The organism is Mycobacterium sp. PDNC021 (assembly GCF_048282635.1).
Taxonomy (GTDB): domain Bacteria; phylum Actinomycetota; class Actinomycetes; order Mycobacteriales; family Mycobacteriaceae; genus Mycobacterium; species Mycobacterium llatzerense.
Window position 1 is genome coordinate 4,690,656 of record NZ_CP182502.1, and the last position, 20,269, is coordinate 4,710,924.

Here is a 20,269-nt window from a genome sequence, read left to right on the forward strand (position 1 = left end):
GCTTCAGCTCTGACAACCAGATCTTTCAGCCGGCACAGGATCGGCAGTGCCGGACAGCCCCCGGCGAACGCGTGATCCAACGCCTGCTCTTGCGCGAAGGAAACCACCCAGTGACAACAGCAAAACCCGCCAAGACCCGCGACGAAGGCCAGTGGGCGCTGGGCAATCGCGAGCCGTTGAACCCCAACGAGGTGTTCAAGCTGGAAGACGACGCCCTCAATGTGCGGCAGCGCATCATCGACGTCCACTCCAAGCAGGGCTTCGAGTCGATCAGCAAGGACGATCTCCGCGGCCGCTACCGCTGGATGGGCCTGTACACCCAGCGCGAGCAGGGTTATGACGGCACCTTCACCGGCGACGACAACGCCGACATGCTGGAGGCCCCGTACTTCATGATGCGGGTGCGCTGCGATGGCGGCGCCCTGACCAGCGCCGCGCTGCGGACCATCGGCGAGATCTCGACCGAGTTCGCCCGCGACAGTGCCGACATCACCGACCGCGAGAACATCCAGTACCACTGGATCCGGGTCGAGGATGTGCCGGAGATCTGGCGTCGCCTCGAATCGGTCGGCCTGCAGACCACCGAGGCGTGCGGCGACTGCCCGCGCGTGGTGCTCGGCGGCCCGCTGTCCGGTGAGTCCCTCACCGAGGTGCTCGACCCGAGCTGGGCCGTCGACGAGATCGTGCGCCGCTACGTCGGCAACCCGGAGTTCTCCAACCTGCCGCGTAAGTACAAGACCGCCATCTCCGGTCTGCAGGACGTCGCCCACGAGATCAACGACATCGCGTTCATCGGCGTAGACCACCCCGAGCACGGCCCCGGCCTGGACGTCTGGGTCGGCGGTGGCCTGTCCACCAACCCGATGCTGGCGCAGCGCCTCGGCGCGTGGGTGCCGCTGGCCGAGGTGCCCGACGTCTGGGAGGGCATCACCAAGGTCTTCCGCGACTACGGCTACCGCCGCCTGCGGTCGAAGGCTCGCCTGAAATTCCTGGTCAAGGATTGGGGCGTGGAAAAGTTCCGGGAAGTTCTCGAGACCGAATACCTCGGGCGCAAGCTCATCGACGGCCCGGCGCCGGAGCAGGTCCCGCACACCATCGACCACGTCGGCGTGCAGAAGCTCAAGAACGGCCTCAACGCCGTCGGCGTCGCGGCCATCGCCGGCCGCTCCTCGGGCACCATCCTGACCAAGGTCGCCGACCTGGCCGAGGCCGCCGGTTCCGACCGGATTCGCCTGACCCCGTACCAGAAGCTGGTCATCCTCGATGTCGCGGACGACAAGGTCGAGGAACTGGTGGCCGGGCTGGAGGCGCTGGGTCTGCAGGCGCGGCCGTCGCACTGGCGCAAGAACCTGATGGCCTGCAGCGGCATCGAGTACTGCAAGCTGTCGTTCGCCGAGACCCGGGTGCGGGCCCAGTCGCTGGTGCCCGAGCTCGAGCAGCGGCTCGTCGACCTCAACGCCCAGCTGGACGTGCCGGTCACCATCAACCTCAACGGCTGCCCGAACTCGTGCGCCCGCATCCAGATCGCGGACATCGGCTTCAAGGGCCAGATGATCGACGAGGGCAACGGCCCCGAGGAAGGTTTCCAGGTGCACCTGGGCGGCAGCCTGGGCCTGGACAGCGGTTTCGGACGCAAGCTGCGCCAGCACAAGGTGCTGGCCACCGAGCTGGGCGACTACATCGACCGTGTCGTGCGCAACTTCGTGAAACAACGCGAGGCCGGCGAGCGTTTTGCCCAGTGGGCCATTCGGGCCGACGAAGCTGACTTGAGGTGACCGCTGACATGACGGACGTATCGGAAACCGACTTACGGGAACTGGCGGAGCGCGGGGCCGCGGAACTGGCCGATGCCAGCGCCGAGGAACTGCTGCGCTGGGTCGAGGAGAATTTCTCCGGCCACTACGTCGTCGCCTCCAACATGCAGGACGCCGTACTGGTCGAGATGGCCGCGAAGGTCCACCCCGGCGTCGACGTCCTGTTCCTGGACACCGGCTACCACTTCGCCGAGACCATCGGCACCCGTGACGCGGTCGAGGCCGTCTACGGCGTGAACGTCGTGAATGTGACCCCCGAGCAGACGGTTGCCGAGCAGGACCAGCTCGTGGGCAAGGACCTGTTCGCCAGCGACGCCGCCCGCTGCTGCAGCCTGCGTAAGGTGCAGCCGCTGTCCAAGGCCCTCAAGGGCTACACGGCGTGGGTGACGGGCATCCGCCGGGTCGAGGCGCCGACGCGCGCCAACGCGCCGCTGATCAGTTTCGACGAGGCGTTCGGTCTGGTGAAGATCAACCCGATCGCTGCGTGGAGCGACGAGCAGATGCAGGAATACATCGAAGCCAACGGCATCCTGGTGAATCCGCTTGTGGACGAGGGCTATCCGTCCATCGGCTGCGCACCGTGCACCCAGAAGCCGGTCGAGGGTGCCGATCCTCGCAGCGGTCGCTGGGCCGGTCTGGCCAAGACCGAATGCGGTCTGCACGCATCCTGAGGCAGCCCGTGCAACTGATCCTCACCGCGCACGGCAGTGCCGATCCGCGGTCCGCGGCGAACGCCCGCGAGGTGGCCCGTACAGTGGCCGCCTTGCGGCGCGACGTCGACGTCAAAGTGGCGTTCTGCGAACAGAATTCGCCGAATCTGCGGGAGGCACTGGCCGACTCCCCCGCCGGCGGTGTCGTGGTGCCGCTGCTGTTGGCCGACGCCTATCACGCCCGCATCGACATTCCCGAGATGATCGCCGACGCCAATCCAGCGGTCCTGCAGGCCGGCGTGCTCGGTGAGGACGACCGGCTGATTCACGTGCTGAGCCAACGGCTCACCCACTGCGGGGTGTCCCGGCTGGACGCCGGCGTCGGTGTCCTGGTGACGGCCGTCGGGTCGTCGTCGGCCGCCGCCAATGCACGTACCGCCGCAGTGGCCACCGGCCTGGTTGCGGGCACCCACTGGCAGGCCACGACGGCGTTCGCCACCGGCCCGCAGGCCAACCTGGCCGAGGCCACCGAGCTGATGCTGGCCCAGGGTGCGACGCGTCTGGTCATCGCACCCTGGTTCCTGGCCCATGGCACCATCACCGACCGGGTCGCCGAATTCGCCGCAGCGCACCGGATTCCGATGGCGCAGCCGCTGGGCTCGCACCGGCTCGTCGCCGAAACCGTGCTGGACCGCTTCGACGACGTCGCGGCCGCCCGGCATGCGGCGTAACCCGTAGCCCGTCGAAATCCCGGCAAGACCGCGGCCGTCGCCGTATGGATCTCGTATAGACCGTGGCGACGGAACGTCGGCGCCGGTTGACTCGGCTCATGCGAATATTTCGGACCGCCGATGTCTGATCTGCTGCAACTGCTGTCGATGCTGGCGCTGCCGGCATCGGTCCTGCTGCTGTGCCGACGCGCCAACCGCCGCAACCCGCAGGCGCCCGCGATTCGAACCTGAGCACGCACCCCGCCCACGTCGCCTACGATCCGGACCGTCGACCAACGATCCGGACGAAGGAGACACCGCGCGTGGGCACACACCCCGACACCGGTCGGAAAGGGCTGGGCGCCGGCCTGGCCGTCAGCGCGCTGGGCGTCGTCTTCGGTGACATCGGCACCAGCCCGATCTACACGATGCAGACGGTGTTCGATCCGGGGGACCCGCATCCCGTGCCGATCAGTCGCGACCACATCTACGGCGTGGTCTCGGTGATCTTCTGGTCGGTGATGCTGATCGTCACCATCACCTACGTCAGCCTGGTGATGCGCGCCAACAACGACGGCGAGGGCGGCGTCATGGCGCTAATCACCCTGGTGAAGCGGTCGTCGGACAAGCTCGGCAAGCGCACCGCGGGCATTCTGGCCAGTCTTGGAATCCTCGGCGCCGCACTGTTTTTCGGTGACTCGATGATCACCCCGGCCATTTCGGTGCTGTCCGCCGTCGAGGGCGCGAAAACCATCGACCCCGGTCTCGCCGACTGGGTGGTGCCCATCACCGCCGTCATCATCGCCGTGTTGTTCAGCGTGCAGCGGCACGGCACCGCGGCGGTCGGCCGGCTTTTCGGCCCCGTGATGATCCTGTGGTTCGGCGCGATCGGCGCCTGCGGCGTCATGGGCATCAGCAGGGAGCCCGAAATCCTGCGCGCGCTGAACCCGATGTACGCACTGGGCTTCATGGCCGGGCACTTCCACATCGCGTTCTTCGCCCTCGCCGCCATCGTGCTGTCGGTGACCGGTGCCGAGGCCCTCTATGCCGACATGGGCCATTTCGGCCGCAAGCCGATCACGCTGGCCTGGCTGCTGCTGGTGTTTCCGGCCTGCACGCTGAGCTACTTCGGTCAGGGCGCGCTGCTGCTGCAGAATCCGTCGGTCCACGACGCCCCGTTCTTCCTGCTGACGCCCGACTGGGGCCGGCTGCCGATGGTGCTGCTGGCGACGGCAGCCACCGTGATCGCGTCGCAGGCGGTGATCACCGGAGCCTTCTCCGTCGCCGCCCAGGCCGCGCACCTCGGATACCTGCCGCGGCTGCGGATCCTGCACACATCGGCGTCGACCATGGGCCAGATCTACGTGCCCTGGATCAACACCATCCTGATGGTCGCGGTGCTGACCCTGGTGTTCGCCTTCCGCAGCTCGGCCGCGCTGGCGTACGCCTTCGGAATGGCGGTCACGGGGACCATCTCGATCACCACCATCTTGTTCCTGGCGGTCGCCCGCGCCCGCTGGAACTGGCCGCTGTGGCAGGTGATCGGCCTCGGCGCCACCCTCCTCACCGTTGATCTGCTGTTCCTGGCCGCGAACATGACGAAGCTGGTGCACGGCGCCTGGCTGCCGCTGCTGATCGGTCTGGCGACGTTCACCGTGATGACGACCTGGCAGGCGGGACGCAAAGTGGTCACCCGCGCCCGCGATCAGGTCGAAGGGCCGCTGCGCCCGTTCGTCGACGAGATCGTCTCCAGCGATCCGCCGCTGACCCGGGTCCCGGGCACCGCGGTGTTCCTCAACCGCGGCGTCGAGACCGCGCCGCTGGCCATGCGCGCCAACGTCAAGTACAACCGGATGCTGCACGAGCACGTCGTCGTGCTGTCCCTGACGACGACGACGGTGCCGCGCATCGCCGACGCCGACCGATTGTCGGTCGACGATCTGGGCTACAGCGACGACGGCATCATCCACGTCACCGCCACCTACGGCTACATGGACCGGCCCAACGTGCCGGCCGCCCTGGCGCTACTCGACTCGGCCCACACCGAGGGGCCACTGGACCTCTCCGGCGCCACCTACTTCCTGTCGAAGGTCGACCTGGTGATGGGCAAGGAGCCGTCGATGGCCCCGTGGCGGACAAGGCTTTTCATCGGTACGTCGTACATCACGTCCGACGCCGCGGCCTATTTCCAGCTGCCGCCCGACCGCACTGTGATCCTGGGCTCGCGCATCGAGGTGTGAAATACCCACCCGTGGGGCACGCGTTGTCCCAAGCAGATAGATTTTGTGATGATCGAAACCCTTGACGGAGCACCTGCGATTCAGCAGATTCGGCAGGTGCACTTCGCGGCGTGACGGTCGTGCGTGGCACCACGGTGCCGCGTGGGCACCCACAATTTCACCAGCAGGTCCGCTGCGAGCCACCCACGCGGTGAGCTTGCGTATGACGAGAGGTTGTCGATGGGCAAGATCTACGCCAATGTCACCGAATTGGTCGGGCGCACCCCACTGGTCCGGCTCAACCGGTTGACCGAGGGCGCTGGTGCTCAGGTCGTCGCAAAGCTCGAGTTCTACAACCCAGCCAACAGCGTGAAGGACCGCATCGGCGTGGCGATCGTCGACGCCGCGGAGCAGTCCGGTGAGCTCAAGCCCGGTGGCACCATCGTGGAGGCCACGAGCGGCAACACCGGCATCGCCCTGGCCCTCGTCGGCGCCGCCCGCGGCTACAAGGTCATCCTGACCATGCCGGAGACCATGTCCCTCGAACGACGAGTGATGTTGCGCGCGTACGGCGCCGAGATCGTGCTGACGCCGGGCGCCGAGGGCATGGCAGGCGCCGTGGCGCGGGCCAAGCAGATACTCGCCGAGACCCCGAACTCCGTCGCGGCCGATCAGTTCGCCAACCCGGCCAACCCCGCTATCCACGAAAAGACCACGGCCGAAGAAGTCTGGGCCGACACCGACGGTGAGGTCGACATCTTCGTCGCCGGCATCGGCACCGGCGGTACCCTCACCGGCGTCGGACACGTCCTCAAGGCCCGCAAGCCCGAGGTGAAGATCGTCGGCGTCGAACCGGTCGACTCCCCCATCCTCACCGGCGGCCAGGCCGGACCGCACAAGATTCAGGGCCTCGGCGCCAACTTCGTCCCCGAGGTGCTGGACCGCTCCGTGTACGACGAGATCATCGACGTCGCTTTCCCGGACGCCATCGAGGTGGCGCGCGCGCTCGGCACCGATGAGGGCATCCTGGGCGGCATCTCGGCGGGCGCCAACGTGTGGGCGGCGCTGCAGCTGGCCAAGCGCCCCGAGAACGCCGGCAAGCTCATCGTGGTGATCGTCCCCGACTTCGGCGAGCGGTACGTCTCCACGGCGCTGTACGAGCACATCCGGGACTGACGGGGACGAGCGAAGCGACGGGAAATACATTGAGCATGGCGCTGTTCGCCGGGCTGGTCTCCACGCTCCGCGAGGACCTGGACAACGCACGCAGCCACGACCCGGCAGGGCGCGGCGACCTTGAGAACGCCCTGGTGTACTCCGGCCTGCATGCCATCTGGTCGCACCGTCTGGCCCACCAGTTGTGGGCCAGGCCGGCTTGGCGCGGGCCTGCGCGCCTGCTGGCTCAGGCGACGCGGTTCTTCACGGGTATCGAGATTCACCCGGGCGCGACCATCGGGCGGCGGTTCTTCATCGACCACGGCATGGGCGTGGTGATCGGCGAGACCACCGAAATCGGCGACGACGTGATGCTCTACCACGGCGTCACGCTGGGCGGCCGCAGCCTCAACAAGGGCAAGCGCCACCCCACCATCGGCAACCGGGTGACCGTCGGCGCCGGCGCCAAGGTGCTCGGACCCATCCTCGTCGGTGACGACTCCGCTATCGGCGCGAATGCCGTTGTCACACACGATGTTCCGGCGGACTCCATCGCGACCGGCATTCCGGCGATCGTGCGTCCACGCACCGAGAAGCAGCGCGAGCCCGCCGTCGACCCGACGACCTACATCGACCCCGCGATGTACATCTGACACTCTTCGCACGGCCGAGTGGCGTTGACCCTGCAGTCAGGATCAACGCAAAAGCGCCGCGACCGTGCAACCAGAACCTCGGATCGCAAGATCGGTCAGCCTGGTTGCACGGTCGCGGTGCAAACCCTAGGGATCACGCCCGAGCGAGGACCGCCTCGACTTCTTGCGTCTGTCCCGCGATCGGGGGGATGCGGGTAGCCCGGACGTACACGGTGTCGCCCTCGAGGAGCCGCAGCGCTTCGGCGTCGCCGCGGGTGATCTGCGCGGTGAACGGCGTGTGGTCCGCCGCAGTCGTCAGCTCGACGCGAACCTCGAAGCCGAGCACGACAACACGGTCGACCTTGGCCCGGAGCACTCCGGTGGCCGCCACATCGCCGTCGGCCAGGGAAATGGCCATGTCGGGGTTCCGGCCCACGCGGATGTCGTGCGGACGCACCAGCGTGCCGTTGAGCGTCGACACCGCACCGAGGAACGACATGACGAACGGATTGGCCGGGCTGTCGTAGACCTCGGTCGGCGAACCGACCTGCTCGATGCGGCCCTTGTTCAACACGGCGATCCGATCGGCGACGTCGAGCGCCTCGGCCTGATCGTGGGTGACCAGCACGGTGGTCACGTGCACCTCGTCATGCAGACGACGCAGCCAGGTGCGCAGGTCGTCGCGCACCTTCGCGTCGAGCGCGCCGAAGGGCTCGTCGAGCAACAGCACCTGGGGGTCGACCGCCAGGGCCCGAGCCAACGCCATGCGCTGACGCTGACCGCCGGAGAGCTGGCTTGGGTAACGCGTCTGGAAACCGCTCAGACCCACCACCTCCAGCAGGCTGTCGACCTTCTCCTTGATTTCCGCCTTGGGCTTCTTGCGGATCTTCAAGCCGAACGCGACGTTCTCGCGGACGGTGAGGTGCTTGAACGCCGCGTAGTGCTGGAAGACGAACCCGATGCCGCGCCGCTGCGGCGGCACGCCGGTGACGTCGTTGCCCTTGATGGTGATGGTGCCGGTGTCCGGGGTGTCGAGTCCGGCGATGGCCCGCAACAGCGTGGACTTGCCCGACCCACTGGGGCCGAGCAGCGCGGTGAGCGACCCCTCGGGCACGTCGAAGTCGACGTTGTCGAGGGCCGCGAAGTCGCCGTAGCGCTTGTTGGCACCGCGCACCGTGATGGCGGGAGGGCTGCCCTGCTTCTGCTCGTCACTCATGATCGGTTTCTTCCTATCGAAAGCTATTGTGCCGCCCGGACACGCCGGGCGTCGAGGATTACCTGCACGATCAGCACGATCACCGCGACCGCCATCAACAGGGTCGACACGGCATAGGCGCCGTACTCGGCGCCGCGGCTGTACCGGTCCGAGACCAGCAGGGTGAGGGTCTGGGATTGGCCGGGCAGGTTGGAGGACACCATGATCACTGCGCCGTACTCCCCCAGCGTGCGGGCGACAGTCAGCACGATGCCGTACGTCAGGCCCCAGCGGATGGACGGCAGCGTGATCCGCCAGAACGTCTGCCACCACTGCGCACCGAGGGTGGAGGCCGCCTCTTCCTGGTCGGTGCCCAGCTCGTGCAGCACCGGTTCGACCTCGCGGATCACGAACGGCACCGTCACGAAGATGCTCGCCAGCACGATGCCGGGGAAGCCGAAGATGATCTTGAGACCCCAGCTGTTCTCGACGAAGCCGAGCAGGCCGGCCGACCCCCACAACAGGATCAAGGCGACACCCACGACGACGGGCGACACCGCGAACGGCAGGTCGATCACGGCCTGAAGCACACTCTTTCCGCGGAACCGGTTGCGGGCCAACACCAATGCGGTCGGCACCCCGAACAGCACGTTGAGCGGCACCACGATGGCGACCACCAGAATTGAGAGCTGCAGCGCGGAAACGGCTGCCGGCGTGGTGATCTGAGCGAAGAACGCACCCAAGCCGGGCTGGAATGTCCGCCACAGGATCAGGCCGACGGGCACGATGACGAGCACCGTGATGTAGGCCAGCGCCAGGTAGCGGGCGAGGTAGCGCACCACCGGTGACAACGTCATGGGGCCAGCTCCTCACGCTTGGCTGCCCGCGATCCGATGACCCGCAACACGAACAGCACCACGAACGAAAGCACCAGCAGCACAATCGAGATCGCGGCCGCACCCGTGCGGTCGTCGTTCTCGATCAGGGTGCGGATCCACTGCGACGACACCTCGGTCTCACCGGGTACCGCACCACCGATCAGCACCACCGAGCCGAATTCGCCGATCGCGCGGGAGAAGGCCAGGCCGGCCCCCGACAGCAGCGACGGCAGCAGCGCCGGCAGGACCACCTTGGTGAAGATCACGAAGTTGTTGGCGCCGAGCGATGCGGCCGCCTCTTCGGTCTCCCGGTCCAGTTCGAGCAGCACCGGCTGCACCGACCGCACCACGAACGGCAGCGTGACGAACAGCAGCGCCACCCCGATGCCCCACTTGGTGTGCTGCAGATGCAGGTCGACCGGGCTGGCCGGACCGTAGAGCGCCAGCATCACGAGACTGGCCACGATGGTCGGCAGCGCGAACGGCAGGTCGATGACCGCGTCCACCAACCGCTTGCCGACGAAGTCGTCCCGGGTCAGCACCCACGCCACCAACAGGCCGAAGACCAGGTTGATGAGCGCGACGGCCGCCGAGACCTCGAGCGTCACCCGGAACGATGCCACGGCCGAGTTCGACGTGACGGCGGTCCAGAAGTACCCCCAGCCGCCTCGGGCCGACTGCACGAGGATCGCGGCCAGCGGCAGCAGCACGATGACGGACAGCCAGATGCTCGCCGCTCCGACCCGCAACGACGTGGTGCCGAACGCGTTCCTCACGCCGGGACCCGGCCCGGCCGAACCACCATTGCTGGTGGACTCGGGCCGGGCCGGGACGCCGTCGAACGTGGTGGTGGGTGTCATCCAGTGGCCTGCTTGTAGATCTTGGTGATGCTGCCGTTCTCCTTGTCGAACAACGCCGGATCGACGGTCTTCCATCCACCGAGGTCAGCGATGGTCCACAACTTCTCCGGGGTCGGGAAGTCCTTCGCGAATTCTGCCGCGACGGCGGGATCGACGGGGCGGAATCCGGCCTGCGCCCACGCCTTCTGTCCCTCGGCGGTGTAGAGGAAGTTCTTCAGCGCGTTGGCCTTGTCCTGGTGGGGGCCGGAGGTCACGACCGCCACCGGGTTCTCGATCTTGAACGTCTGCGCGGGGTTGACGTGCTCGACGTCCTTGCCCTGACGCTCGACGTTGATCGCCTCGTTCTCATAGCTGATCAGCACGTCACCGGTGCCGTGCAGGAACAGGTCGGTGGCTTCCCGGCCCGAACCCGGACGGGTCTTGACGTGCTCGACGACCAGCTGCCGCACGTAGTCGATACCGGCCTGGGCATCCTTGCCGCCGTTGCTCTTCGCCGCGTACGGCGCCAGCAGGTTCCACTTGGCCGAACCCGAGCTCAACGGGCTCGGGGTGACGACCTCGATGCCCGGCTTGAGCAGGTCGTCCCAGTCCTTGATGCCCTTGGGGTTGCCCTTGCGCACGACCAGCGAGACCACGGAACCGAACGGGATGCCCTTCGTGGCGTCGGCGTTCCAGTCCTTGGAGACCTTGCCGGCCTTCACCAGGCGCGTGACGTCCGGCTCCACCGAGAAGTTGACGATGTCGGCGGGAGCTCCCGACTCGACCTTGCGCGACTGGTCACCGGAGGCGCCGTACGACGTCGTCACCGCGACGCCCTTGCCTTCGGGGGTGGCGGCGAAGGCCGGGATGACCTTGCTCCATCCAGGCTCCGGCACGGCGTAGGCCACCAGGGTCAGGGTGGTGTCTGTACCCGACTGTGCACCGCCACCACCGGCGACGTCACTCGCTCCGCCACCGCAGGCGGCGAGCACCGTGGTGCTGGCCACAACGGCTGCGACAGCGGTGGCCGGCCGCCAGTTCTTGATGATCTTGTGCATTTGATGGACCTTCCTTGCGGGTTTACGGATGAACTACTCCGTCACACGGCAAGGAGGTGAAATCAGCACGTGGGCATACCTAAAGCCGGCGCCGACCCCAGTAACCGCGGACGGAAACGGGTCAGCGACAACAGGCGACGTCAGCAACAGCGCGGGTACCCACGGCAATGAGTGCCAGGATGTGGCCCTCGGTAGTGCCGGACGCTGCGTGCATGGCCGGAAGAATATCAGAGGTTGCCTGATAGCTACTGCTCAGCGAGTCAACAGCCACATGACAATGACCAGCACCACCAGCAGCACCAGGATCAACGTCACCCGCGACTGAGGCAGTCCGTTCACAGCGCTTCCTCCTCGACGTGGCGGGCCCGGTGCAGCAGCGTGGTCGCGTAGGCCAGGGCCACGTCAAGCAGCACTGCCAGGCCATATGCGAGCGCCAGCACCACCGGCATCACGATGATCGTCTGCAACACGAACGACAGGCCGGACAGCCACAGCTCCACACCGTCCCACCAATTCAGAAAGCCGTTCATCGATTCCAGCCTACGGTGTGGGCCCTTTCGAATCGCGGTGGGTGGAATCTGCCGGGCCCCGTAGGGGGCGTTAGGTGGACGCCAACCGCAGATGCAGTCGATGATGTGCGAATGGTGCTGCCACACACTGACAAGTCGGGACAATCCAGCGACCCCGGCCACATCTTGGCGAACGGCCACGGGATTCCTCACCTTGCCGCGGCGGGCGACGACTCGGTGACCGGCGGTGCGATCTCGACGGCGGTCCGTACGCCGTTTCCACCGATCGCGGACTACGCCTTCCTGTCCGACTGCGAGAACACCTGCCTGATCTCCTCGGCGGGGTCGGTGGAGTGGATGTGCGTGCCGCGGCCGGACTCCCCCAGCGTCTTCGGCTCGATCCTGGATCGCGGTGCCGGCCATTTCCGGCTGGCGCCCTACGGGGTGACGGTGCCGTCGGCACGGCGGTACCTGCCGGGCTCGTTGATCCTGGAGACCACCTGGCAGACGCACACCGGCTGGGCCATCGTGCGCGACGCCCTCGTGATGGGGCCGTGGCACGACATCGAGACCCGCTCGCGCACCCACCGTCGTACTCCGATGGACTGGGACGCCGAGCACATCCTGCTGCGCACCGTCCGCTGCGTCAGCGGCACGGTCGAGTTCGTCATGAGCTGTGAGCCGTCGTTCGACTACCACCGCGAAAGCGCGGCCTGGGAGTACTCGGCCGCCGCCTACGGCGAGGCGATCGCGCGGGCCGGCAAGAACCCGGAGGCGCATCCGACGCTGCGGCTGACCACCAACCTGCGGATCGGGTTGGAAGGTCACGAGGCACGGGCCCGGACCCGGCTGACCGAGGGCGACAAGGTGTTCGTCGCGCTGTCGTGGTCCAAGCACCCGGCGCCGCAGACCTTCGAAGAGGCCTCGGACAAGATGTGGAAGACCAGCGAGGCGTGGCGGCAGTGGATCAACGTCGGTGACTTCCCGGACCACCCGTGGCGGTCGTACCTGCAGCGCAGCGCGCTGACCCTCAAGGGGCTGACCTACTCCCCGACCGGCGCCCTGCTGGCGGCCAGCACCACGTCGCTGCCGGAAACGCCTCAGGGCGAACGGAACTGGGACTACCGGTACTCGTGGATCCGCGACTCGACGTTCGCGCTGTGGGGCCTGTATACCCTGGGGCTGGACCGCGAGGCCGACGACTTCTTCTCGTTCATCGCCGACGTCTCCGGCGCCAACAACGGTGAGCGCCACCCCCTTCAGGTGATGTACGGCGTCGGCGGCGAGCGCAGCCTGGTCGAGGAGGAACTGCACCACCTGTCGGGCTACGACTACTCGCGGCCGGTGCGGATCGGCAACGGCGCATACAACCAGATGCAGCACGACATCTGGGGCACCATGCTCGATTCGGTGTACCTGCACGCCAAGTCCCGCGAGCAGATTCCCGAGATGCTCTGGCCGGTGCTGAAAAACCAAGTGGAAGAAGCGGTCAAGCACTGGAAGGAACCCGACCGCGGCATCTGGGAGGTGCGCGGCGAACCGCAGCACTTCACGTCCAGCAAGATCATGTGCTGGGTGGCGCTGGACCGCGGCTCGAAACTCGCTGAGCTGCAAGGGGAAAAGTCCTACGCGCAGCAGTGGCGCAAGATCGCCGACGAGATCAAGGAAGACGTCCTGACCCACGGCGTGGACAAGCGCGGCGTGCTGACCCAGCGCTACGGCGACGACGCCCTGGACGCCTCTCTGTTGCTGGCGATCCTCACCCGGTTCCTGCCGGCGGACGACCCGCGGGTGCGTGCGACGGTGCTCGCCATCGCCGAGGAACTCACCGAGGAAGGTCTGGTGCTGCGCTACCGCACCGAGGAGACCGACGACGGATTGTCCGGCGAGGAAGGCACTTTCACCATCTGCTCGTTCTGGCTGGTGTCGGCGCTGGTCGAGATCGGCGAGGTGAGCCGGGCCCGGCACCTGTGCGAGAAGCTGTTGTCATTCGCCAGTCCGCTGCACCTGTACGCCGAGGAGATCGAGCCGCGCACCGGCCGGCACCTGGGCAACTTCCCGCAGGCGTTCACCCACCTGGCGTTGATCAACGCCGTCGTGCACGTGATCCGCGCCGAGGAGGAAGCCGACAGCAGCGGCGTGTTCCAGCCCGCGAACGCCCCGATGTAACTCGCGATTTCGGCGTGATTCGTAGCGCTGACCGCTACGGATCACGCCGAAATCACTGTCAGAACGTGAGCTCGAAGTCGATGACGGTCGGGGTCGGCACCGCGAGTGCGACGGGCGTCAGACTGCTGTCGTACGCCACGCCGGTGATGACCCGGCCGCCGAATCCGTTCTGTGCCGCAGGCACACTCGCGGTGACGGTCACGCGGCGAACCGCAGGCGCGGGACGCAGATAGATGTCGCTGCCGGGGACCACCGGCGTGGCGATGGGCTCCCCCGCCGCGTCGACGAGGGTGCCGCCCACAGCAGTGAGCGCGGCGGCGTCGGTGGCCTCGAACCGGAACGGGCCGACGATGTCGCCGATCACCGCGCGGTCGGCGATCAGCCGCGGCACCACTGTCAGGCTCCGGGCCGCCTCGGCACCGGCGACGAGGTAGTTGTACAGCGCGACAACGCGTTCGGCGTTGCGGTAGTTGCCGGACCCGTCGAGGGTGAAGCTCACCTCTTCGATATCGACGAATGCGTCGCGGTCGGCGAGCACCTGCAGCCGGTAGAAGCGGTACCCGCGGTGCTGACGGCCCGGGCGGCTGTCCGATGCGGTGGCCCCGACTCCGATGCCCCGGCGGTGGCGCCCGTAACCGGCCGCGACGTTGAGCCCCGACGCGGCGACGTCGCGCCACGACGTGCCGTCGACCGACTTCTGCAGCACCAGCGAGACCGCGGCGTCGCTGGTCAACTCGACGGTGTAGCTGCCCAACTGGGGCTCGCCGTCGAACTCGAAGGTGACGGCGCCCGGCTCCTGGGTGACGGCGACGGGAACATTGAGCGGGCGGTTGTCCAACCGCAGGCCGTTGGTGAAATGCCAGATCGCGGCCTGCGTCGCGGCGATGGCCTCGTGCTCGGCGAGGTGCGCGTCACCGCTCAGGTGGCCGGCCGCCCGGACCCGACGGCTCAGCTCGGCGGTGCCCAGCGTGGGGTACGAGTTGCGGATGATCCAGTCCACCTCGGCCTCGAAGGCGCGCGCTGCCACGTTGGGGACCGCCGACCAGTTGGCGGGCCGGTACTGCGAGGGCCGGGTCGGGGCCACTCCGAGGAAGTCCAGCGAGTACGCGTCGATGTTCGGATTGAGCCGGATCAGGTCGGTGCGCGCGGTGGTCCCGTCGGCGAACACCACGGTGTCGACGGTCGACGAGTACGTGCCGCCGCGGTACCGGGTCATCCGGGTGATCTCGGCGTCCCGGCGCACGGTCCGGCGGACCGCCACGGAGGTGCGGGTGGATTCGAGCAGAGAGGAAGACATTGCTGTGTTGCTTTCTGGAGGCTGTGAACAGCGCGTTTACGTGCTCCGCCAGAAGATGGGCGGGCAGAACGCAGAGGGCCGGCGTCAGAAAATCAACAACAACAACACGGCACGACGAAGCAGCGCCGCATGGGCATGCGCAGCGATCCGTCGTGGGTCATGCCGCCTACCATACGGCACGCGCGCGGAAAAGCCACGGCCGAATTCGTCACAGCAAATCGGGTTATAACCGTGATGCGCGCTAACCCTGTGGGAACCCCAATAAAGCCGTAACGTGGCCGCCGCATCCCCACCACGACCCGTCGGAGGTAGCTTCATGACGTCTGCGCAGAACGAATCGCAGGCCCTCGGCGATCTCGCCGCAAGGCAGCTTGCCAATGCCACCAAGACAGTTCCGCAACTGTCGACCATCACCCCGCGATTCCTGCTGCACCTGCTGAGCTGGGTGCCTGTCGAGGCCGGTATCTACCGCGTCAACCGCGTGGTCAACCCCGAGCAGGTCGCCATTGCGGCCGAGCAGGGTTCGGGCAACGAGGACCCGTTGCCGGAGACCTACGTCGACTACGAGACCAGCCCCCGCGAGTACACGCTGCGCTCGATCTCGACGCTGCTCGACGTGCACACCCGGGTCTCCGACCTGTACTCCAGCCCGCACGACCAGGTCGCCCAGCAGCTGCGGCTGACCATCGAGACCATCAAGGAGCGCCAGGAGTCCGAGCTGATCAACAACCCGGAGTACGGGTTGCTGTCGCAGGTCACCCCCGAGCAAACCATCCAGACGCTGCGCGGCACCCCGACCCCGGACGATCTCGACTCGTTGATCACCAAGGTGTGGAAGACCCCCGCGTTCTTCCTGACCAACCCGCTCGGCGTGGCGGCGTTCGGCCGGGAAGCCACCCGGCGCGGCGTGCCGCCACCAGTGGTCAGCCTGTTCGGCGCGCAGTTCATCACCTGGCGCGGCATCCCGATCATCCCGTCGGACAAGGTGCCGGTCGTGGACGGGAAGACGAAGTTCGTCCTGGTCCGCACCGGTGAGGAGCGCCAGGGCGTGGTCGGCCTGTTCCAGCCGGGCCTGGTCGGCGAGCAGGCCCCGGGCCTGTCGGTGCGCTTCACCGGCATCAACCGGTCGGCGATCGCGTCCTACCTGGTCACCCTGTACTCGTCGCTGGCAGTACTCACCGACGACGCACTGGCGGTCCTCGAGGACGTCGGAGTGGACCACTTCCATGAGTACAAGTGACCTGCCGCTGAGCGAGGGCGCCCTGTCGGCACTGGCCAGCCAGCTGTTCGCCACCAGCTTCCGCCCCGGACCGGACAGCCCGCCGGTGACCACCCAGGTGGCACCGCGCGGGGTGGCCCCGGATGCCACCACGGCGACGTCGGCGGGCGCCACGGCCGCCGGTCTGGCCCACCCCGGCACCCCCGGCGAGTTCGTGTCGGTGCCGGAGGTACTGGTTCCGACGCCGACTTCGCCTGGGCCGGAAGGGATTCCGCCGGGCACGGCACCGGTCGCGCCGCGCGGTAACGCGGTGAGTCCGGTCTCGCCGTTCGGTGGGTTGGAGGCGTTCGCGGTACCGACGGGCCTGGTCCCGACGGTGCCGGGTGTGCTGGCTTCGGGTCCGCCATCAGCTGCCCCCGCTCCGCGAGGGAGTGCTCCGACCTGGCCGGGGACGGTGCCGTCGGTGCCGGATCTGGGATGGTCAGGAGCAGCGGCGCCGTCTGAGGATGCCGCGAGTTACTACTTCCTGCAGTCCCCTGCAGCGGCTCCTGAGCCGGTGGAATCAGGGTCGTCCATCGCGCCGGCTGGATCGGTGCCTCCGGCACCGGAAGATCACGAGGTCTTCGACGTCCACGCGATCCGCGCCGATTTCCCGATCCTCAAGGAGACGGTCAACGGCAAGCCGCTGATCTGGTTCGACAACGCGGCCACGACGCAGAAGCCACAGTCGGTCATCGACCGGCTGGCGTACTTCTACGCCCACGAGAACTCGAACATCCACCGCGCCGCGCACGAGTTGGCGGCGCGGGCGACGGACGCCTACGAGGACGCCCGCGAGGCGGTACGGCGGTTCATCGGGGCGTCGAAGACCGAGGAGATCATCTTCGTCCGCGGCACCACCGAGGCCATCAACCTGGTGGCCTACTCGTGGGGTGGCAAGCATCTGGGCCCGGGTGACGAAATCGTCATCACCCACCTGGAGCATCACGCCAATATCGTTCCGTGGCAACTGATTGCGCAGCAGACGGGCGCGGTCATCAAGGTCGCCCCGGTCGACGACGCCGGCAACCTGCTGCTCAGCGAGTTCGAGGACCTGCTGGGCCCGCGGACGAAACTGGTTGCGGCCACGCAGGTTTCGAACGCACTGGGCACGGTGACACCGGTCAAGACGATCGTCGAGCTGGGCCACCGCTACGGGGCCAGGGTGCTGATCGACGGGGCCCAGTCCGTCCCGCACATCCCGATCGATGTGGCCGAACTCGGCGCGGATTTCTTCGTGTTCTCCGGGCACAAGATCTTCGGGCCGACGGGCATCGGAGTGCTGTACGGACGCGAGGACGTGCTCGCCGAAACCCCGCCGTGGCAGGGTGGCGGCAACATGATCGCCGACGTGACGCTGGAGCGTTCGGTGTTCCAGGGTCCGCCGAACAAGTTCGAGGCCGGCACCGGCAACATCGCCGACGCGGTCGGACTGGGTGAGGCGATCCGGTACGTGGAACGCATTGGCATCGAACGGATTGCGGCCTACGAGCACGCCCTGCTGGAGTACGCCACCCCGCGGTTGGCGGCCATTCCGGGAGTACGACTGGTGGGCACGGCCGACGAGAAGGCCAGCGTGCTGTCCTTCGTGCTGGCCGGGCACGAACCGTTGGAGGTCGGCAAGGCGCTCAACGCCGAGGGCATCGCGGTGCGGGCCGGGCATCACTGCGCCCAGCCCATCCTGCGGCGCCTGGGACTCGAAGCGACGGTGCGTCCGTCGTTCGCGTTCTACAACACGTTCGAGGAGATCGACGTGTTCATCGACGCGGTCCGCCGGATCGCAGAGGGCTCGCCTTAGCCCTCGCAAGCAGTCGTGAAGACCCCCAATTCCTGCAGGAGTTGGGGGTCTTCACGTCTCCTGGACCGCCGAAGAAATACATACCCACCTGCGGGTTTCAGGAATATATTGAAAGAGTGACCAGGGGCTGCAGCGCCAGGTATGACGTCACGGACCGGCAGTCTGCCGGCCCCTCCTCCATCTCTTGCGTCACCGGACCATTCGAGATTCGGAGGACAGGATGAAGCGCTATCTGACACTGGGTTACGGCGTGCTGTGTTACGCGGTGTTCCTGGTCTCGTTCCTCTACGCGATCGGCTTCGTGGGCAACGTGGTGGTGCCCCGCACCGTCGACCACGGGATCGCCGCATCCGTCGGCGAGGCGGTGGTGGTCAATCTGGTTCTGCTCGGCCTGTTCGCAGTGCAACACAGCGTGATGGCGCGGCCGGCGTTCAAACAGATGTGGACCCGTTTCGTGCCGCAGTCCATCGAACGCAGCACCTACGTCCTGATGTCGAGTCTGTTGTTGGGCCTGCTGTTCTGGCAGTGGCGGACCATGCCACAGGTCGTCTGGCACGTCAGCGCGCCGGCCGGGCGCTACGTGCTGCTCACTCTGTTCTGGGCGGGCTGGGCGATCGTGCTGATGTCGACGTTCATGATCAGCCACTTCGATCTGTTCGGGCTGCGGCAGGTGTACCTTGCGTGGCGCGGAGAACCCTACCGCGACTTGCCTTTCCGGACCACGCTGTTCTACCGGGTGGTGCGCCACCCGATCATGGTGGGATTCCTCATCGCCTTCTGGGCCACCCCGACGATGACGGCGGGGCATCTGATGTTCGCGCTCGCCACCACCGGATACATCCTGATCGCGATCCAGCTCGAGGAACACGACCTGACGGCGAGTCTCGGCGACTCGTACCGGAATTACCGTGCCGAGGTACCCATGATGATCCCCGGGCTACACCACCACGGCGGTCACTCCGCCGGCCCGCACCACGCGGTGTAGCCCGCGAGCAGACAACCCCAATTCCCTTGGGAATTGGGGTTGTTCGTGTCCGCCGGTCGAAACACGGATCGCGGTCCACCGGCAGCTGGATTGGGCGAAGCCCGCGCAGCTCAATCAGGCCGCGGATATGGGGAATAGCGGCAAACCCTTCGGGGTTGGCCTGTTGGTGCGCGCACTCGTCTATGCCCCCGACGCCCCTGCCAATCTGCGGTTCGACGAGGTGGCCGAACCTTCACCCACCGAATCTCAGGCCCTGATCGACGTGCATGCGATTGCACTGAACTTCGGTGAGCTGCACTTCATCGACCAGATGCGCCGTCCGGGCGAAGTTCCGGGGTGGGACAGTGCGGGCGTCGTGGTTCGGGCCGCAGCCGACGGCTCGGGGCCTCAGGTGGGGGCACGCGTGGTCGGATTCGGCGGTGAGGCCGGCTGGGCCGAACGACGTGTCGTGTCGACCGACAATCTGGCCGAGCTGCCCGAGTTCGTCGAATTCGAGGATGCCGCTGCCCTTCCGGTGGCCGGCGTGACCGCACTGCAGGCACTGCGCGCTCTCGGCCCGGTCGTCGGCCGCCGGGTTTTGGTCACCGGTGCCTCCGGCGGGGTCGGACGGTTCGCCGTGCAACTGGCGGCTCGGGCCGGCGCCCATGTGGTGGCCGCGGTCGGAAGCGCACCCCGCGGCGAAGGCCTGGCGGAACTGGGCGCGGCCGAAGTGGTGGTCGGGCTCGATGCGGTGACCGAGCCGGTGTTCGGGGTACTCGACAACATCGGCGGCACGCTCTTGGCACAGGCCTTCAGCCTGGTGTCCGACGGTGGCTCGGTGCAGTCCATCGGGATGGCCTCCAATGAACCCACCACGATCAACTTCGAGGCCGAACGGCGCACCGGCACGCGGAAACGCCTGGAGCCGTTCACCGTCCGGGCACCGTTTCGCGCCGATCTGGATTACCTGCTGACGCTGCTGGCCGACTGCGAAATCGATGCGCAGATCGGACTGCGGGACTCGTGGGAGAACATCGCCGATGCCGCGCAGGCGTTGTTGGGGCGCACCGTCGCGGGCAAGGCCGTGCTGCGGGTCGTCTGACGTGTGATTTGTGCACGATTTT

18 protein-coding genes are annotated in these 20,269 nt (G+C 67.2%); 11 read left to right on the top strand and 7 right to left on the bottom strand.

Annotation, left to right across the window (positions count from 1 at the left end; genetic code table 11):
* The first annotated feature begins 110 nt into the window (after window positions 1–110).
* The 6 genes from ACNO8X_RS22475 to epsC all read left to right on the top strand — a co-directional run bounded on the left by ACNO8X_RS22475 (window position 111) and on the right by epsC (window position 7,201).
* Window positions 111–1,775 carry a nitrite/sulfite reductase gene (locus ACNO8X_RS22475; protein WP_418002784.1) on the top strand — a complete coding sequence of 555 codons (1,665 nt, stop codon included), beginning with the start codon at window positions 111–113 and terminating at the stop codon, window positions 1,773–1,775.
* Between the two features lie 8 nt (window positions 1,776–1,783).
* On the top strand, window positions 1,784–2,485 hold the full coding sequence (locus ACNO8X_RS22480) for a phosphoadenylyl-sulfate reductase (protein WP_043985246.1): 702 nt from the start codon (window positions 1,784–1,786) through the stop codon (window positions 2,483–2,485).
* Complete coding sequence (locus ACNO8X_RS22485; protein ID WP_418002785.1) at window positions 2,464–3,195, top strand: sirohydrochlorin chelatase; 732 nt, start codon at window positions 2,464–2,466, stop codon at window positions 3,193–3,195. The genes ACNO8X_RS22480 and ACNO8X_RS22485 overlap by 22 nt, the downstream gene beginning before the upstream one ends.
* A gap of 302 nt (window positions 3,196–3,497) precedes the next feature.
* Entirely contained in the window at window positions 3,498–5,414 is a 1,917-nt protein-coding gene (locus ACNO8X_RS22490) for a potassium transporter Kup (RefSeq protein WP_418002786.1), read from the top strand.
* 219 nt (window positions 5,415–5,633) lie between these two features.
* On the top strand, window positions 5,634–6,569 hold the full coding sequence (cysK, locus tag ACNO8X_RS22495; RefSeq protein WP_418002787.1) for a cysteine synthase A: 936 nt from the start codon (window positions 5,634–5,636) through the stop codon (window positions 6,567–6,569).
* Window positions 6,570–6,604: 35 nt separating this feature from the next.
* A complete protein-coding gene (epsC, locus tag ACNO8X_RS22500; protein ID WP_418002788.1) occupies window positions 6,605–7,201 on the top strand; it encodes a serine O-acetyltransferase EpsC in 597 nt (198 codons plus the stop codon).
* A 133-nt stretch (window positions 7,202–7,334) separates the two neighbouring features.
* Here the strand turns inward: epsC and ACNO8X_RS22505 are convergent, their stop codons facing one another.
* From ACNO8X_RS22505 to ACNO8X_RS22530, 6 genes are all read right to left on the bottom strand, one after another.
* Window positions 7,335–8,396, bottom strand: coding sequence for a sulfate/molybdate ABC transporter ATP-binding protein (locus ACNO8X_RS22505; RefSeq protein WP_418002789.1), 1,062 nt, complete (start codon window positions 8,394–8,396; stop codon window positions 7,335–7,337).
* A gap of 23 nt (window positions 8,397–8,419) precedes the next feature.
* Window positions 8,420–9,232, bottom strand: coding sequence for a sulfate ABC transporter permease subunit CysW (gene cysW / locus ACNO8X_RS22510; protein ID WP_418002790.1), 813 nt, complete (start codon window positions 9,230–9,232; stop codon window positions 8,420–8,422).
* Window positions 9,229–10,113: a sulfate ABC transporter permease subunit CysT gene (gene cysT / locus ACNO8X_RS22515; protein WP_418002791.1), complete on the bottom strand. Its 885-nt coding sequence runs from the start codon at window positions 10,111–10,113 to the stop codon at window positions 9,229–9,231. Before cysT ends, cysW begins: the two co-directional genes overlap by 4 nt.
* Window positions 10,110–11,150: a sulfate ABC transporter substrate-binding protein gene (locus tag ACNO8X_RS22520; protein WP_418002792.1), complete on the bottom strand. Its 1,041-nt coding sequence runs from the start codon at window positions 11,148–11,150 to the stop codon at window positions 10,110–10,112. The genes cysT and ACNO8X_RS22520 overlap by 4 nt, the downstream gene beginning before the upstream one ends.
* Before the next feature lie 121 nt (window positions 11,151–11,271).
* Complete coding sequence (locus tag ACNO8X_RS22525) at window positions 11,272–11,574, bottom strand: Ms4533A family Cys-rich leader peptide (protein WP_418002793.1); 303 nt, start codon at window positions 11,572–11,574, stop codon at window positions 11,272–11,274.
* Complete coding sequence (locus ACNO8X_RS22530) at window positions 11,486–11,680, bottom strand: hypothetical protein (protein WP_043394180.1); 195 nt, start codon at window positions 11,678–11,680, stop codon at window positions 11,486–11,488. Before ACNO8X_RS22530 ends, ACNO8X_RS22525 begins: the two co-directional genes overlap by 89 nt.
* Before the next feature lie 111 nt (window positions 11,681–11,791).
* On the opposite strand from ACNO8X_RS22530, the gene ACNO8X_RS22535 reads away from it, so the two are divergent.
* A complete protein-coding gene (locus ACNO8X_RS22535) occupies window positions 11,792–13,828 on the top strand; it encodes a glycoside hydrolase family 15 protein (RefSeq protein WP_192830199.1) in 2,037 nt (678 codons plus the stop codon).
* Window positions 13,829–13,886: 58 nt separating this feature from the next.
* Here the strand turns inward: ACNO8X_RS22535 and ACNO8X_RS22540 are convergent, their stop codons facing one another.
* Window positions 13,887–15,125, bottom strand: coding sequence for a thioester domain-containing protein (locus ACNO8X_RS22540; RefSeq protein WP_418002794.1), 1,239 nt, complete (start codon window positions 15,123–15,125; stop codon window positions 13,887–13,889).
* Between the two features lie 316 nt (window positions 15,126–15,441).
* On the opposite strand from ACNO8X_RS22540, the gene ACNO8X_RS22545 reads away from it, so the two are divergent.
* The 4 genes from ACNO8X_RS22545 (at window position 15,442) to ACNO8X_RS22560 (ending at window position 20,247) form a co-directional block, all read left to right on the top strand.
* Entirely contained in the window at window positions 15,442–16,365 is a 924-nt protein-coding gene (locus ACNO8X_RS22545) for a family 2A encapsulin nanocompartment shell protein (protein WP_043985206.1), read from the top strand.
* Window positions 16,352–18,181, top strand: coding sequence for a family 2A encapsulin nanocompartment cargo protein cysteine desulfurase (locus ACNO8X_RS22550; RefSeq protein ID WP_418002795.1), 1,830 nt, complete (start codon window positions 16,352–16,354; stop codon window positions 18,179–18,181). The genes ACNO8X_RS22545 and ACNO8X_RS22550 overlap by 14 nt, the downstream gene beginning before the upstream one ends.
* A gap of 220 nt (window positions 18,182–18,401) precedes the next feature.
* Window positions 18,402–19,166: a methanethiol S-methyltransferase gene (mddA, locus tag ACNO8X_RS22555; RefSeq protein ID WP_418002796.1), complete on the top strand. Its 765-nt coding sequence runs from the start codon at window positions 18,402–18,404 to the stop codon at window positions 19,164–19,166.
* Window positions 19,167–19,332: 166 nt separating this feature from the next.
* Entirely contained in the window at window positions 19,333–20,247 is a 915-nt protein-coding gene (locus ACNO8X_RS22560) for a zinc-binding dehydrogenase (RefSeq protein WP_418005999.1), read from the top strand.
* Window positions 20,248–20,269: the final 22 nt, after the last annotated feature.